The organism is Rathayibacter sp. VKM Ac-2929 (assembly GCF_022815495.1).
Lineage (GTDB): Bacteria > Actinomycetota > Actinomycetes > Actinomycetales > Microbacteriaceae > Rathayibacter > Rathayibacter festucae.
Genome location: NZ_JALGRV010000004.1, coordinates 466,238 through 479,922 on the forward strand (window position 1 = coordinate 466,238; position 13,685 = coordinate 479,922).

A 13,685-nucleotide genomic window follows, 5' to 3' on the forward strand; every position below is an offset into this window, starting at 1 on the left:
ATCGAGACCAGTAGACCACACACGACGACCGCTCGAGGGCCGCCCGCTCGTGGCGAGGAGCTCGGTCGCTTCCCGGAACTCTGCTCACCGACGCCGCCCGAAGGACCGGGGTCGCCGGCTACCCGGGTGACGGCGAGCAGCGCTGGCCGGCCGTCCACGCCCGGGACGCCGCCTCGCTCTTCCGGATCGCGCTCGAGTCCGTGCCGGGCGGCACCGCCTGGCACGCCGTGGCCGACGAGGGCGACCGCGTGCTCGACATCGCCACCGTGGTCGGGCGCCGCCTGGGGCTGCCCGTCGAGTCCGTGCCGGACGACACCTTCGGCCCCTTCGGGCCGATCCTCGCGATGGACCAGCCGTCCTCCAGCGCACGCACCCGACAAGCGGTCGGATGGGAGCCGACGCACTCGAGCCTCCTCGAGCACCTCGAGGCACTGCAGTCCTAGCCGATCGCTCCGCGCCGATGGAACGTCGGGATCTCGTCTCGGCAGGGAGGGAGCGCCGGCTGCATCCTCAGCCGAAGAGATCGTTCCGCGACCGTCGCGATCCGGTCGTCACACTGGCAGGCTGAGGCCGGACGTGGAGGGAACCGGTGATCACCGACGCTGAGCTTCGTGAGGCGCTGAGCCCGGTCTTCGAGGAGATGCTCAGCGAGCACGAATTCGCCTCGCTGCGCCTCTTCTTCACGCGCCTGTTCATCGACGGCACAGAGCGTCCCCTCAACGGCGGCGAGAGCCTGGACGATGGCGACGTGCGCGTCCACCGGGAGATCCTCGGTGAACCGGGATCGGCCCGCGGGTTGCAGCGCGGCGTCGATCCTGCTGATTTCGCACTCGCGGTCCGGAGCGATCTCCAGGACTTCATCGCGGAGAGCTCGTTCGGGTGGGGTCAGCTCAGAGGCCCCCGATCTCTGCTCTGACCCGTCCTTGTGAGCAGGTGGGGTCCAGCAGGGGGTCGGGGCAGGAACGCGAGTGGAGGAGCGACGGGTGCTCGACGTCGGCGTCGGGTAGCTTCGGGATATGGATGAGGCCACTGAGCCGTCTGCTCGTGGGTGGCGAATCGATCTCAGCGACCCGCCGAGGCTTCTGGCAGGCGAAGAGGAAGCGGCTCTCGTGCACGCCTCGGAGGAGAGTGCACTTCTTCGCAGTCAGCTCTCGGGATCCGGTGAGTGGGAGAAAGTCCTCTCTGCTGCGCGCTCCGCTGCTTTTCTCGGTGCCGACGAGCACGAGCTCGCCGTCGCGACCGGGTTCACGCTCGAGGCCGTTCGGTCGATGCTTCGGGAAGCGTGAACCTCGGTCCGGATCGTCCCGTCGGGGTCGGCCCGCCAGGTCGGCCGGCGGCTCTGGTTCGAGCGTCGGCCTGCGGTGAGTCATGAGCAGTCCGCTGTCGAGTGCGTCAGGGAGGGCGCTAGCTGTCCGTCGCTCGGAGCGTCGCCACGAGCTCCTGCAGTTCGGCTGCGTGGGCCCGCTTCCACTCGCGGATCACAGGGGTCGCGAGCGGATCCGTGTCCTCCGACAGGGAGACGTACTCCAGCACGGCCACCTCGAGAACCGTGGCGAACACGTCGTCGTCCGGCTCCTTGAGAGTGCCGACCAGGGCGACGGTCGCAGTGTGAGCGATACCTGCTCCGGAGAGGGTGACCGTCCACGCCTGGACGGGAGTGTCGGCTGTCCGAGTCGCGTCATCGGTTCTCGCGTGAGTGATCTCGATCACTACTCCGCCTACTGCGCGCTGCACGGCCCGATCGTACTCAGCTGCTCTCTGCGCAGCCGAGTGTCCCGTGAAGGGATCGTCTGAATCGTCTGCGGGCCGAAACCGTCGCCGTCAGCGTATGGATGCAGTTCGCCGCAAAGGCGGGAGGGTCGGCTCACCGGACCGCTTCACCCTCACTCCGGTGCGTACGACGCGATGGTGAACGTCGTGCCTCCCGGCGTGAAGTCGCCCGCGAGACGGATGAGCTTGCGGTGGTCGAGCCAACCGTGGGCTCTCGACTCGGCGCGGTCCGTGGTCTCCACGGAGAGCTCGAACCGGCGCTCCTCCTTCACCTCGTGCACCCACTCGAGCACCTCCGCGACCGAACCCGCACCGGTGATCCGCTGCGGGTCGTGGCGCGCCGATTGCTCGATGTCGTCTCCGGTCCAGAAACAGACCCAGTAGATCGACGGGTCCTCCCGCGGTGCGTCGAAGTACGACTCGTCCCATTCGGCGTGCATTCGCCCTCCTCGCCGGTCCCACGCTAGCCCCGTCCTCGAGTCGGAGGCCGTCCCGTGTGGAGGTCGGTCAGCCAGGTGGCGTTCCGCCGCTCCAGGCGTCCCGAACGGGAACGGTCCACAGCCGGTCCTCACTCCCCGAAACCGGCTCCCGTCGGTTCTTCGGCGTTTCGGATGACAGAGAGCAGGAGCTCGTTCAGCTGTCCGGCGGCCGCCGCGCTGAGGCCGACGTCGCTCAGGTCATTGGTCGCCATCGCGACCGCGCGGGCCGCGGTGACCATTCGCCCCCCTTCTTCAGTGATGCGCACGGGGTTGCGTCGGCCCTTGCCTCGGATCCCGACGCGCTCGATCAGCTCTCGCCGCTCCATGCCGTCGAGGACCTCGGACATCGTCTGCGGGCGGACGAAGACCGCGCGGGCGATCTCGGCGGACGTCAGCTGCACTCCACCGGTGAGGCAGGAGAGGACGCCGAACTGCACCAGGCTCATGTCGTGCTCCGCGAGCCCGGCAGTGATCCGTGCGCCGATGATCCGCGCGACCTTGACCGCGTTCCAGCCGAGGACGGCGTCGAGTCCCTCGTCATCGCCCATCCCGATGTCCTCTCCCATGACGCAGAAGCAGGAACCTGGTTTAGGGTGACCTGCAGGAACCTGCTACCGCAGATCCTTCCTTGGAGTGTGCACCACTCCTCGGGCCACGTCGATTCGACAGGACACCCCATGACCCGCACGCCGATCCCCGACAACCGAGGCCGATGGGGCGCCGACGACGACCTCGGCACTCTCAACCTCATCGACGACGCCGCTCGCCGGCGTGCAGCGGAGGAGGTGCGGACCGGCCGTTGGGCCTCGCTCGCCCTGCCGGTCGCTCCCGCATCCATGCTCGGCGGGCCGTTCGCCCCGCCGTCCCCGCCGTCGCCGCCCGTGCAGCAGGCGCTGCTTCACACCGGTACGCCGCCGATGGGCATGTCCGAGGTGCTCGTCGTGACGCCGCACCACCCGGCGATGACCCACCTGGACGCGTTCGCCCACCTGCCTGTCGAGGACGGAGTCGTGTACCCGGGCCGGCCTGTCGGCGAAGCGGTCACCGCCGGCGGTGTGCAGCACGGATCCACCACGTCCTTCGCCGCGGGCATCGTCACGCGCGGCGTCCTCCTCGACCTCGCGCCGCAGGGACGGCTGCCCGCAGCGCACGCGATCATCGCCGCCGACCTCGACGCGGCCGAGGACCGCGCAGGCGTCGCTCTGCAGCCCGGTGATGCGCTGGTCGTGCGCAGCGGATGGGGCTTCTCCTGGAACTCGGAGGAGCAGGGGCCCGGCATGACCGTCGATGCAGTGACCTGGATGCACGACCGAGGTGTGGCGCTCTACGCCGGAGACGTCGGCGACAGCTTCCCGCCTCTCGACCCGGAGATCCCGATGCCGATGCACATGGTCGCGCTCGCGCGACTGGGCATGCCGCTCATCGACAGCGCGAACGTCGAACAGGTCAGTGCACTCTGCGCGGAGCTGTCACGCTCGTCGTTCCTGCTCAGCGTGGCTCCGCCCCGCCTGCTCGGACTCACCGGTGTTCCGGTGAACCCGATCGCCGTCTTCTGAGGATCCGGTACCCGCTTCCGACGAGGTTCGCGGACGCGACCCTGCGGCGGACGGCGTGCCGCGCTCCTCACCCTCCCTGGGTGAGGCCGGTGATCAGGTTGATGGCGACGGCGACGACGAAGGTGCCGAAGAAGTAGGACAGCAGAGCGTGGGCCAGGGCGATGCGACGTGACGGGGTGGAGGACTGGGTGATGTTGCTCGCGCTGTAGGCCATCCCGATCGAGAAGGCGGTGTAGGCGAAGTCGCTGTAGGACGGGTCCTCGTCCTGGTCGAAGTCGAAGCGGTGGCGGTCGTCGAGGTAGTACATGCGCGCGTATTTGAAGGCGTAGACGGTGTTGAGGAGCGCCCAGGCCGCGACGACCCCGACGACCGCGAGGATCGCGGCCGCGGATCCGACGGGGTCCTTCTGCTGGCTGCGGAGGAGTGCGATGACCACGAGGACGAGGCTGAGGAAGGTGGCGGCGATGATGAGCGAGTCGACCAGCTTCCGGGACCGGTCCTCGTGGCGGGCGAGGTCGCGGGTGCGCTCGGGGCCGGCCGGCCACGCCGTCGACCAGGCCCAGACGAGGAACACCGCCGCGGCGATCGCCCAGCCGAGCAGAGGCGACAGATCGGGGACACCGAGGAGCGCGGCGATCGCCGCGACGACTGCGCCGACGAGTGCGGCGACGCCGGCCTTGACGGACAAGTGGGACATGACGGTTCCTTTCTGATCGATGGTTCGTCGTCCGGTCGCGCAGTGCCGTGATGCCCCGCGCGGAGCTCGTCCGGGCCGGCTCACCCGGCCCGGGCTCGCGAGAGGGGGACGTAGAGGCCGGCGCGCTCGGCGCGGACGGCCGCGAGCGTGCGCGACGTGGCGTCCAGCTTGACCAGGATGTGCTCGAGGTGGGCGGCGACCGTGCGGGGAGCGACTCTCAGCGCCCGGGCGATCTCGAGATTGGAGCACCCCTCGATCACGTGGCCCAGCACCTCGAGCTCCCGCGGTGTCAGGCCCCGCAGGCCCGTCGCGGGGGAGAGCACGACGACTCCGCGGGTCACTGCGGCGAGTTCTCTCTCGCAGGCCAGCACGGTCACCCGCACGTAGCCATCCGGCGACTGCCGGCGTCCGCGGGGCCAGAGGAACGAGGCGTAGTTCCGCCCCTCGGCGAGGGCGTCCCTCGCGGCGTCGATCAGAGCCGAATCGGCGGCGAGCAGCTCGTCCGCGGAGAGGCCCGGAAGGGAGGCGACGCCGTGGTCGGGGAGGAGGACCACGCCTGCTCCGGCTCCGTTGACGACCGAGGCCGACGCGGCGAGCGAGCGGACGGGGTCGATGCCCGAGGTGAGCGTCGGCACGAGTCGAGCGAGGCGTCGGCGGACCGCCTGCGACGGCGGTTCCGCGCTCCGGAACAGCACCGTCATGAAGCCCACGTGCCGGCCCCCGTCCTCGAACAGGGCGACGGACAGGGTCTCGTGGAATCCCGCGGGGAGCAGGCACTCCGCCCAGGTCTGCAGGTCCCTCGGCGAGTAGGGGACGTCCGACAGGCTGAGGGGAGGCCGCTCGCGATCGGCGCCGGTCCTCTCGATGTCGAGCGCCATCTGCGGGCCGCTGAGGTAGCGGACGCAGGACTCGTCGAGGTCGGTGCTCGCGACCGAGCGGTACCCCGTGCCGTTCGGCTCGGCCAGTGCCAGCCACGCGCCGTCGAAGGGGATGTGCTGGTGCAGCTCGTCCAGCATCGCCTGCGCCCGCTCGCGGATCGGGCCGGGGCGCGCGGCCGTCTCGGCGAGCTGGAGCGCAGCAGTGCGTGACACGGGACTCGACCACCTCAGGACCGGGGGCAGGGGAAACGAAGGGATTGTCCGGAGACCGTTGCTACTGGAGTACCACCAGGAGCCCCTTCACGGGGACCCCCTCGAAGGAAGACCGCATCGGCAGGTCTGCCGATGGTGCCTCCCGGTCCGCGGGGCGTGAGATCGGCGTGTCGCCGGGTCGACCGACCCGCGGCGGCGTCGACGGAACGTCGCGCACGGGAGGGAAACGAGCATGAGAGCAGTCGTCTACGAGGGGCCGCGCACGGTCGCGGTGAGAGACGTCCCGGATGCGCGGATCGAGCGCTCCACGGACGTGCTGGTGCGCATCACGACCACGAACATCTGCGGGTCCGACCTGCACATGTACGAGGGGCGCACCAGCTTCGAGACCGGGCGGTGGTTCGGTCACGAGAACATGGGCGAGGTGATCGAGGTCGGCGACGGCGTCGACAAGGTCGCGGTGGGGGATCACGTCGTCCTGCCGTTCAACGTGGCGTGCGGGCACTGCAAGAACTGCGAGCGCGGGCTGACCAACTACTGCCTCACCGCTCAGCCCGTCCCCGAATGGGCCGGCGCGGCCTACGGCTTCGCCGACATGGGACCGTGGGCCGGAGGCCAGGCCGAGCTGCTGCGGGTGCCCTGGGGGGACTTCAACTGCCTCCGCCTGGGAGAGGACGCGGAGGAGAAGGCCGCCGATTACGTGATGCTCGCCGACATCTTCCCGACCGGCTATCACGCGACGGAGATGGCGGGGGTGAAGCCGGGGGACCAGACCGTGATCTACGGTGCCGACCCCGTCGGACTGATGGCCGCGCTGTCCGCCACCATCAAGGGTGCGAGCAAGGTCATGGTCGTGGATCGGCACCCGGACCGTCTTCGACTGGCGGAGTCCCTCGGCGCGATCGCCATCGACGACTCGAAGGTCGATCCTGTGGAGGCCGTCCTGGAGCACACGATGGGGCTCGGCGCCGACAACGGCTGCGAGTGCGTCGGCTACCAGGCGCACGACCCCGGCGGCGACGAGCAGCCGAACCTCACGCTGAACCGCCTGGTCCAGTCGGTGCGCTTCACCGGGCGGATCGGCACCGTCGGCGTCTTCGTCCCGCAGGACCCCGGTGGCCCCGACGAGCTCGCGAAGCAGGGGCGCATCGCGTTCGATGCGGGACTGCACTGGTTCAAGGGCCAGACCATGGGCACCGGGCAGGCGCCCGTCAAGAAGTACAACCGCCGGCTCCGCGATCTGATCGCCGCGGGCAAGGCGACGCCGTCCTTCCTCGTCAGTCACGAGCTGCCGCTCGAGCAGGCACCGGACGCCTACGAGCACTTCGACAACCGCGACGACGGCTGGACCAAGGTCGTCCTCAAGCCGGGAAAGGCGGCGTGATCATGGCCGGAAGAGCGGCTGCGGCAGTCGGAGTCGGCATCGCAGGGGTCGCGGTGGGCCTCGTCGCCCGTTCCCTCGTGAAGAAGGAACGGGAGTCCGACGGGGACGGGGCCCACCCGGAAGGGTGGAAAGCGGTCACCGTCCTGGGCGAGGCCCGGGACTTCGAGAGCGGCGGGTATCCCGAGCCGTTGGCGCGTCTGGCGGAGTCGCTCGAGATCCGGATCGATCCGGCCCCCGGGGACAAGGGCTTCGAGGTGCACGCCCGGGTCCGCGAGGGTGCCGATGCCGGGGTGGGCGACGACCCGGGCAAGGCGCTGCGCGCGGCTCTGCGCGACGCCAAGCAGATCTTCGAGACGGGCGAGGTGCTGCGGGCGACCCCGAGACCGCACGGAGAACGACCGCGCACCCTGCTCGGTGGCGCGGTCGACGAGGCAGAGGACGAGGCGAAGGGCGAGGGTGTGCTGTGAAGGCTCTGTGCTGGACCGGAGTGAACGAGCTCTCGGTCGAGACCGTCGAGGATCCCGGGATCCTCAATGCTCAGGACGCGATCGTCAAGGTGACCCTGAGCACGAGCTGCGGCTCGGATCTCCACCTGCTCGGCGGGTACGTCCCGACCATGCGAGCGGGCGACGTGCTCGGGCACGAGTTCCTCGGCGAGATCGTCGAGGTCGGATCCGCCGTCACGAAGCACCGGGTCGGCGACCGTGTCGTGGTCTGCTCGTTCATCAGCTGCGGGAAGTGCTGGTACTGCCGCAACGAGCTCTACTCCCTGTGCGACAACGGCAACCCGAACGCGGGGATCCCCGAGATGCTCTGGGGGCAGGCGCCCGGCGGCTGCTACGGCTACTCCCACGCGCTGGGCGGGTGGGCCGGCAGCCACGCCGAGTACATCCGCGTGCCGTACGCGGACCAGGGCGCCTTCCCCGTTCCCGACGGGATCAGCGACCAGCGGGCGCTCTTCGCCTCCGACGCCGCTCCGACCGGATGGATGGGAGCGGACCTCGGCGGCGTCCGGCCCGGAGACACCGTCGCGGTCTGGGGCGCCGGCGGTGTCGGGCAGATGGCGGCGCGCGCGTCGCTGCTGCTCGGCGCCGAGCGCGTCATCGTGATCGACCGCTTCCAGGAGCGGCTGACCCAGGTCGAGCAGGTCATCGGCGCGGAGACCATGAACTACGAGACCAGCGAGGTGACGGCCGAGCTCCGCGAGCTGACGGGCGGACGCGGCCCCGACGTGTGCATCGAGGCGGTCGGCATGGAGGCTCACCGCGACGGACCCGACTTCGCCTACGACCAGCTGAAGCAGCAGCTGCGGCTGCAGACGGACAGGCCCACCGCCGTGCGTGAGGCGATCTTCGCCGCGCGCAAGGGCGGCAGCGTCTTCGTGCTGGGCGTCTTCGGCGGCTTCGTCGACAAGTTCCCCCTGGGGGCGGTGATGAACAAGGGCCTCACGCTCCGGTCCGCTCAGCAGCACGGGCACCGGTACATCCCGATGCTCCTCGAGCGGATGGCGCGGGACGAGATCGTCACCGAGCACCTCGCCACGCACGTCCTGCCGCTGGAGGACGGTCCCGCCGGCTACGCCATGTTCAAGGAGAAGACCGACGGGTGCGTGCGGGCGGTCTTCCGCCCCTGAGCATCGAGGTGCTCCGGCGGTTCCGACGGAGGACGGTGAGGGAGGCGGGTGGTCGGCGAGGACCGCCCGCCTCCCTCGTCCGCCGAGGTTCAGCGCACCGTGGTGGCTGCGGTGTCGGCGTTGTTGCGGATCGACGGATCGGGGGTCCTGACCGAGAACGTCGTCGCGAGCGCGGTGCCCTTTCCGGTGGCGGTCGCCGTGACCGTGATCTTCTCGATGACGCTCTGCCCGTTGGTGAGCTTCGAGCGCTGGAAGACGACGAGGTTCCCGACGCGGGTGTACGTGCCGGTGGCGGACACGAACTGCGTGTTCGGCGGGAGGACGACCTTCGAGAAGACGCTGCTCGAGGTGGACGGCCCGGCGTTCGTCGTGGTGAGGGTGTAGACGGCGGTCCTCCCCTTGACCGCGGACGTCGGCCCGGCGAGGTCGACGCGCAGATCGGCGCGCGCGGTCACCTTCTGCGGCGACACGGTCAGCGTGCTGGTCGCCGTCGCGCTCCCGGTGGCGTTGGTCGCCTGGAGGGTGAACACGAAGATGCCCGCCGTGGTGGGCGTGCCGGAGAGGCGGCCGGTCGGCTCGAGGGTGAGACCGGGCGGGAGCGTCCCGGACTTCAGTGACACGGCCGGGGCGGGGAAGCCGGTGACCGTGTAGGTGTAGTCGTACGCCGAGCCGACCATGCCGGCCGCGACCGTCCCCGAGATGCCCGGCGCGACGGCCGCCGGTGTGATCGTGACGGAGTCGGCGAGCTGCGCGGAACCCGCGCTGCTCGAGACCTGGACGGTGAACGAGGACGTCCCCGCCGCTGTCGGGGTGCCGGTGACGCGACCGCTCGGGCTGAGGGACAGGCCGGGCGGAAGGCTGCCGGACAGCAGGGTGGCGGTCGGCGCCGGTGTGCCGGTGATCGTGTAGCCGAAGTCGTAGGCGGTTCCGACCGTGCCGGCGGGGGCGTCTCCCGAGAGCGCGGGAGCCACTGCGGTCGCGGCGACGCGGATCGTGTGCTGGGCGCCGCTGGTGCTGCCGAAGCTCGTCCTCGCCGCCACGGTGAAGGTGGAGTCGCCCGGCTCGGTCACCGCGCCCGACAGCTCGCCCGCCTGATCGAGGGTCAGGCCGGGCGGGAGGCTGCCGGAGGCGAGGGAGAACGTGGCGGAGGCGGAGTCCGCCGCGAACGTGTACGAGTAGGGCGCCCCGACCTCCGTGGTCGCCGGGGGAGCGTCCGCCGTGAGGGCCGGTCGGGCGCCGAGCGCCATGCTGTGGTAGCCGCCGGCGACGAGCGCGGTGGGGCGGGCGCCGACGACGCCGATGGGCTGATCGAGCTGCCCGTCCTCGTTGCTGCCCCAGCCGACGACGCTCCCGTCCTTCCGGAGGGCGAGGCTGTGTCGCGCGCCGCCGGACACCGCGACGACGTCCGTCAGGTTCGCCGGGACATCGGTCTGCCCGTACTCGTCCGACCCCCACGCGACGACGGTCCCGTCGCTCGTCACCGCGAGGCTGTGGTACCAGCCGGCCGAGATGCCGACCACGCCACTGAGGCCGGCCGGCATGCCCGTGACCTGCGCTCCGGTGCCCCAGGCGACCACCGTGCCGTCGTCCTTCAGCGCGAGGCTGTGATCGAAGCCGGTCGCGATGGCCGTGACGCCGGTGAGGCCCGCCGGGACGGCGTTGCTCGTCGTCGCATCCTGCCCCCAGCCCACGACGGTGCCGCTCTTCTGCAGCGCGAGGCTGAACTGCTCGCCGCCGGAGACGGCGACGACGTCGGTCAGGCCCGCGGGAGGGACGATCTCTCCCGATCCCTGGCCGCCCCACGTGATGACGGTCCCGTCGTTCTGCACGGCGAGGCTGTGGATCCATCCCGCGCCGACCGCGACGACCGGCTTCAGGTCGCCGGGGACAGCGGTCTGGCCCGACCGGTCGTTCCCCCAGGAGACGACCGTCCCGTCGTCCCGCAGGCCGACGCTGTGGAAGCCGCCCCCCGAGACGGCGACGAGGCCGCCCACGTCGGCGGGGACGTTCTTCTGGCCGTAGTAGTTCCAGCCCCAGATCGCGATCCCGCCCGCGGGCGCCGTCGGCGGTGTCTCCGCGGCGGCGGCGGGTCCGACGCCGGTGAGGAGCAGCGCGACCGTCGTGGTCACGGTGGTGAGCACGGCTGCCAGTCGCCGGGGAGTGCGGGACGGAGGGATGTCGGCGGTGGTCGGGAGGGAGGCGGAGCGCATGGGCGGCTTTCAGGTCGGGTGGGGCCGACCGTCATCGGTCGCTCTCGAACCGTGACAGCTGCCCGATCCGGGCCGCAACGTCCTCTAGCGGTCATGTCCGGAAGAGGGCGTCGGAGGAGGTCCGGTGCGGGCGGGCCTGCTGAACAGATTGACGACGTTGCCGTCCGGGTCGCGCACGAGGGCGGAGCGGTTGCCCCACGGCATGGTGGTCGGCGCGAGCACCACGTCCTCGCTCCCGGTTCCGAGCTCGGTGAAGGCGCGGTCCACGTCGGCCACCTCGAACTCGAGCAGGACGGAGTGGTTCGACGCAGGGGCGACGGCGCCGTGGAGCATCCCGACCGTCGCGGTGCGAGCGATGGCGAGGGTCGCGCCCGCTCCGGTGAACTGCGCGAAGACCGGCGCCGGGCGCTCGGCCGGCCGGCCGATGACCTTCTCGTAGAAGGCGACGAGGCCTTCGAGGTCGTCGGTGACGATGCGGAGGGAAGTGAACGACATGGAGCTCCTTCAGTGGTGCGGGTGAGGCCGGTGAGGGTGAGGCCGTCGCACCAGGCTCGTCGGTCGTCGCGACACCGTCCTGTCGGTGTTTCCGGCGATCGTCGGCGTCTCCGGGAGATCCGCGCGCCGGATCAGCCGTCGATGACGGACCGCAGCCGTCCGTACTGGAGCGCGAGGTCCTCGGCTCGGAGGGTGCGCTGCGGGGTCCGCTCCTCGGTCACCTCCACCGACAGCATGCGGTCGCCGCGGAACGCGCGGACACCCTCGCGCAGCCGGCACCAGGCGATCAGGTACCAGTGCTCCTCCTTCCCGATCGAGCCCAGCGGTTCGACCTCGCGCACGGACTCCGCACCGCTGCTGTCCCGGTAGCGGAGCCGGACGACCCGATCCGCTCGGAGGGCCGTCGCGAACTCCGCCGGAACGACCGCTTCCTCCTCGCTCTCGAGGAAGTGCACCCGCGAGGCGACCGCGCCGACACGGGCGGCCTCCCCGTCCGGCAGGACCGCGAGCGTCTTCCGGGCGGCGGTCCGGGCTGCGTGCCGGAAGGGACTGCCCTCCAGCGCACTGAGGCCGATCAGCACGGCGAGGGCCTCGTCGAGGGTGAGTCCCGCCGGGCCGAGGGTCGCGGTCGCGTCGATGACGTAGCCGCCCGTCCGGCCCGGCTCCGCCCAGATCGGCAGTCCGGACTGCTGCAGCGCGGACAGGTCCCGCTCGATGGTCCGCACGGACACCTCGAACCGCTCGGCGAGGCGCCGTGCGCTCCGCGGCCGCGGCGAGACCGCTCGCAGCTCCTCGACAAGCCCGTAGAGACGATCGGTGCGGTTCACCCGACCATCATCCGCCCCACCCCGTCGGTCTCGGACAGGGGGGGTCGAGAGGGTCCGGGACGAGGGAGTCGACGCTCTCGACCCCGAGAAGCTCCGCGCGGCGGCGCTCAACTGCTGCGGAAGCCGGCGCTACGCCTCGGGCGGCTGGTCGACGCCGCGGTCGGCGCCGCGCTTCTCGCGGCGCAGCTGCGCGCCGCCGCCCGCGATCAGCACGAGGGCGAGCGCGATGCTGCACAGGCGCAGCGGCCAGGGCAGATCCGGGAACAGGATCATCGGCAGGGCGGCGACGAACGTCGCCCCCACGAAGTACCAGACCGCGACGGGCGCAGCGGGATTCTCGTTCGAAGCCATCCCTCCACGGTAGCCGCGGGGCTCGGCGCGAGCCTCCCCCTCAGGTCGCAGACCTCTCGGAGGACGGGCGCGCCCCGCGGGACGCGGCCCGACCCGGCGAACGGGCGGCGCGCGACCCGCTCAGCGCCTCGCCCGCTCGCCGCTCACGGTCGTCCCTCCAGGAGGCGGGTCGTCCACCGGGCCAGCGCGGTGACGGCGGCGCGGGACAGCTCGGCGCCGGGCAACATGCTGGTGAAGCCGTGGAACGCTCCGGGCCAGACGTGGAGCTCCGCCTGGACTCCGGCTTCCCAGAGGCGGCTCGCGTAGGTGACCGTCTCGTCCCGGAACACCTCGGCGCTGCCGCAGTCGAGGTAGGCCTGGGGGAGTCCGGACAGGTCGCCGGCTCGTGCGGGCGCGGCGTAGACGGAGACGTCCTCGCCGCCGCGCCTGGCGCCGAGGTAGGCGTCCCAGCCGAACCGGGTCATGGCTCGGTCGGCGACGCCGATCCCGTCGATCTGCCTCGTCGAGACGGTCGAATCGCTGTCGTCGAGCATCGGGGAGATCAGGATCTGGGCCAGGATCGACGGTCCCCGGCGGTCGCGCGCGAGCAGGGCGGTGCCCGCGGCGAGTCCGCCACCGGCGCTCTGGCCGACCAGGACGATGCGGTCGGGGTCGACGCCCAGTGCGTCGGCGTGCTCGGCGGTCCAGACGAGACCGGCGTAGCAGTCCTCCACGGGGTAGGGATCGGGGTGCTCGGGGGCGAGGCGGTAGTCGACGGTGACGAGGACGACGTCGTGGGTGAGCAGCCAGTCGTCGTAGGAGTCGAGGTTCCCGAGGTAGTGGCCGAACATCATGCCGCCGCCGTGGATGGTGAAGAAGCAGGGGGCGGTGCCGGTGCGACCGGCGCGCTGGAGGATGCCGAGGTCGATCGGATCACCGTCGTGCCCGGGGACGGTGACGGTGCGCCGTTCGAGGCCGCGGGCGCGCAGTGCGTCGTCGAGCTCCTGCTCCGTCGTCTCCAGCTCGCGCATGCGCGGGAGCATCGCCGTGGTCAGGGTGAAGGGTCCGCGCTCCTGCAGCCGGTCGAGGAAGGTCGCGAGCTCGGGGTCGAAGGGCGGCGGCGTGAGGATGTCGGACATCGGTGGTCTCCTGGGTCGAGGTGGTGCGGGAACGGAGGGCGTCGGCGGCGACGAGCACCGCGGCGGCGAGAGCG

The 13,685-nt window shown here is 71.2% G+C and carries 17 protein-coding genes; 7 read left to right on the plus strand and 10 right to left on the minus strand.

Going from position 1 to position 13,685, the window contains the following annotated elements:
• Nucleotides 1-200: 200 nt before the first annotated feature.
• The 3 genes from MT355_RS14740 to MT355_RS14750 all read left to right on the plus strand — a co-directional run bounded on the left by MT355_RS14740 (nucleotide 201) and on the right by MT355_RS14750 (nucleotide 1,286).
• A complete protein-coding gene (locus MT355_RS14740) occupies nucleotides 201-443 on the plus strand; it encodes a nucleoside-diphosphate sugar epimerase (RefSeq protein WP_243600086.1) in 243 nt (80 codons plus the stop codon).
• Nucleotides 444-589: 146 nt separating this feature from the next.
• Nucleotides 590-916 (plus strand): hypothetical protein, encoded by a 327-nt coding sequence (locus tag MT355_RS14745; protein ID WP_243600087.1) that lies wholly within the window; start codon nucleotides 590-592, stop codon nucleotides 914-916.
• A 100-nt stretch (nucleotides 917-1,016) separates the two neighbouring features.
• Nucleotides 1,017-1,286, plus strand: coding sequence for a hypothetical protein (locus MT355_RS14750; RefSeq protein WP_243600088.1), 270 nt, complete (start codon nucleotides 1,017-1,019; stop codon nucleotides 1,284-1,286).
• A gap of 118 nt (nucleotides 1,287-1,404) precedes the next feature.
• On the opposite strand, the gene MT355_RS14755 is transcribed toward MT355_RS14750, so the two are convergent.
• The 3 genes from MT355_RS14755 to MT355_RS14765 all read right to left on the minus strand — a co-directional run bounded on the left by MT355_RS14755 (nucleotide 1,405) and on the right by MT355_RS14765 (nucleotide 2,797).
• On the minus strand, nucleotides 1,405-1,734 hold the full coding sequence (locus MT355_RS14755; RefSeq protein WP_243600089.1) for a hypothetical protein: 330 nt from the start codon (nucleotides 1,732-1,734) through the stop codon (nucleotides 1,405-1,407).
• A gap of 149 nt (nucleotides 1,735-1,883) precedes the next feature.
• Entirely contained in the window at nucleotides 1,884-2,210 is a 327-nt protein-coding gene (locus MT355_RS14760; RefSeq protein ID WP_243600090.1) for a hypothetical protein, read from the minus strand.
• A 128-nt stretch (nucleotides 2,211-2,338) separates the two neighbouring features.
• Nucleotides 2,339-2,797 (minus strand): MarR family winged helix-turn-helix transcriptional regulator, encoded by a 459-nt coding sequence (locus MT355_RS14765; RefSeq protein WP_243600091.1) that lies wholly within the window; start codon nucleotides 2,795-2,797, stop codon nucleotides 2,339-2,341.
• A gap of 129 nt (nucleotides 2,798-2,926) precedes the next feature.
• On the opposite strand from MT355_RS14765, the gene MT355_RS14770 reads away from it, so the two are divergent.
• Nucleotides 2,927-3,805 (plus strand): cyclase family protein, encoded by an 879-nt coding sequence (locus tag MT355_RS14770; RefSeq protein WP_243600092.1) that lies wholly within the window; start codon nucleotides 2,927-2,929, stop codon nucleotides 3,803-3,805.
• Between the two features lie 67 nt (nucleotides 3,806-3,872).
• Here the strand turns inward: MT355_RS14770 and MT355_RS14775 are convergent, their stop codons facing one another.
• Both MT355_RS14775 and MT355_RS21635 read right to left on the minus strand, forming a co-directional pair.
• Complete coding sequence (locus tag MT355_RS14775) at nucleotides 3,873-4,502, minus strand: DUF1345 domain-containing protein (RefSeq protein WP_243600093.1); 630 nt, start codon at nucleotides 4,500-4,502, stop codon at nucleotides 3,873-3,875.
• A gap of 80 nt (nucleotides 4,503-4,582) precedes the next feature.
• The gene (locus tag MT355_RS21635) at nucleotides 4,583-5,593 is read right to left on the minus strand and encodes a LuxR C-terminal-related transcriptional regulator (protein ID WP_243600094.1); all 1,011 of its coding nucleotides are present in this window, start codon (nucleotides 5,591-5,593) and stop codon (nucleotides 4,583-4,585) included.
• A gap of 232 nt (nucleotides 5,594-5,825) precedes the next feature.
• On the opposite strand from MT355_RS21635, the gene MT355_RS14785 reads away from it, so the two are divergent.
• Genes MT355_RS14785 through MT355_RS14795 form a run of 3 tightly spaced genes read left to right on the plus strand, consistent with a single transcriptional unit; the run spans nucleotide 5,826 to nucleotide 8,610 of the window.
• Nucleotides 5,826-6,977: a glutathione-independent formaldehyde dehydrogenase gene (locus MT355_RS14785; protein ID WP_243600095.1), complete on the plus strand. Its 1,152-nt coding sequence runs from the start codon at nucleotides 5,826-5,828 to the stop codon at nucleotides 6,975-6,977.
• Between the two features lie 53 nt (nucleotides 6,978-7,030).
• Complete coding sequence (locus MT355_RS14790) at nucleotides 7,031-7,444, plus strand: hypothetical protein (RefSeq protein ID WP_243600096.1); 414 nt, start codon at nucleotides 7,031-7,033, stop codon at nucleotides 7,442-7,444.
• Entirely contained in the window at nucleotides 7,441-8,610 is a 1,170-nt protein-coding gene (locus MT355_RS14795; protein WP_243600097.1) for a zinc-dependent alcohol dehydrogenase, read from the plus strand. The genes MT355_RS14790 and MT355_RS14795 overlap by 4 nt, the downstream gene beginning before the upstream one ends.
• A gap of 89 nt (nucleotides 8,611-8,699) precedes the next feature.
• On the opposite strand, the gene MT355_RS14800 is transcribed toward MT355_RS14795, so the two are convergent.
• The 5 genes from MT355_RS14800 to MT355_RS14820 form a co-directional block, all read right to left on the minus strand.
• Entirely contained in the window at nucleotides 8,700-10,820 is a 2,121-nt protein-coding gene (locus MT355_RS14800; RefSeq protein ID WP_243600098.1) for a putative Ig domain-containing protein, read from the minus strand.
• 84 nt (nucleotides 10,821-10,904) lie between these two features.
• On the minus strand, nucleotides 10,905-11,315 hold the full coding sequence (locus tag MT355_RS14805; RefSeq protein ID WP_243600099.1) for a VOC family protein: 411 nt from the start codon (nucleotides 11,313-11,315) through the stop codon (nucleotides 10,905-10,907).
• Between the two features lie 131 nt (nucleotides 11,316-11,446).
• The gene (locus tag MT355_RS14810; RefSeq protein WP_243600100.1) at nucleotides 11,447-12,142 is read right to left on the minus strand and encodes a YafY family protein; all 696 of its coding nucleotides are present in this window, start codon (nucleotides 12,140-12,142) and stop codon (nucleotides 11,447-11,449) included.
• Nucleotides 12,143-12,271: 129 nt separating this feature from the next.
• The gene (locus tag MT355_RS14815; protein ID WP_243600101.1) at nucleotides 12,272-12,493 is read right to left on the minus strand and encodes a hypothetical protein; all 222 of its coding nucleotides are present in this window, start codon (nucleotides 12,491-12,493) and stop codon (nucleotides 12,272-12,274) included.
• Nucleotides 12,494-12,636: 143 nt separating this feature from the next.
• On the minus strand, nucleotides 12,637-13,611 hold the full coding sequence (locus tag MT355_RS14820; protein ID WP_243600102.1) for an alpha/beta hydrolase: 975 nt from the start codon (nucleotides 13,609-13,611) through the stop codon (nucleotides 12,637-12,639).
• Between the last annotated feature and the right edge of the window lie 74 nt (nucleotides 13,612-13,685).

What these genes read in the sequence shown, in the direction of transcription:
- MT355_RS14750 (WP_243600088.1), top strand. Translation starts at nt 1,017, where the DNA reads ATGGATGAGGCCACTGAGCCGTCTGCTCGTGGGTGGCGAATCGATCTC.
- MT355_RS14760 (WP_243600090.1), bottom strand. Translation starts at nt 2,210, where the DNA reads ATGCACGCCGAATGGGACGAGTCGTACTTCGACGCACCGCGGGAGGAC.
- MT355_RS14765 (WP_243600091.1), bottom strand. Translation starts at nt 2,797, where the DNA reads ATGGGCGATGACGAGGGACTCGACGCCGTCCTCGGCTGGAACGCGGTC.
- MT355_RS14770 (WP_243600092.1), top strand. Translation starts at nt 2,927, where the DNA reads ATGACCCGCACGCCGATCCCCGACAACCGAGGCCGATGGGGCGCCGAC.
- MT355_RS14775 (WP_243600093.1), bottom strand. Translation starts at nt 4,502, where the DNA reads ATGTCCCACTTGTCCGTCAAGGCCGGCGTCGCCGCACTCGTCGGCGCA.
- MT355_RS14785 (WP_243600095.1), top strand. Translation starts at nt 5,826, where the DNA reads ATGAGAGCAGTCGTCTACGAGGGGCCGCGCACGGTCGCGGTGAGAGAC.
- MT355_RS14800 (WP_243600098.1), bottom strand. Translation starts at nt 10,820, where the DNA reads ATGCGCTCCGCCTCCCTCCCGACCACCGCCGACATCCCTCCGTCCCGC.
- MT355_RS14805 (WP_243600099.1), bottom strand. Translation starts at nt 11,315, where the DNA reads ATGTCGTTCACTTCCCTCCGCATCGTCACCGACGACCTCGAAGGCCTC.
- MT355_RS14815 (WP_243600101.1), bottom strand. Translation starts at nt 12,493, where the DNA reads ATGGCTTCGAACGAGAATCCCGCTGCGCCCGTCGCGGTCTGGTACTTC.
- MT355_RS14820 (WP_243600102.1), bottom strand. Translation starts at nt 13,611, where the DNA reads ATGTCCGACATCCTCACGCCGCCGCCCTTCGACCCCGAGCTCGCGACC.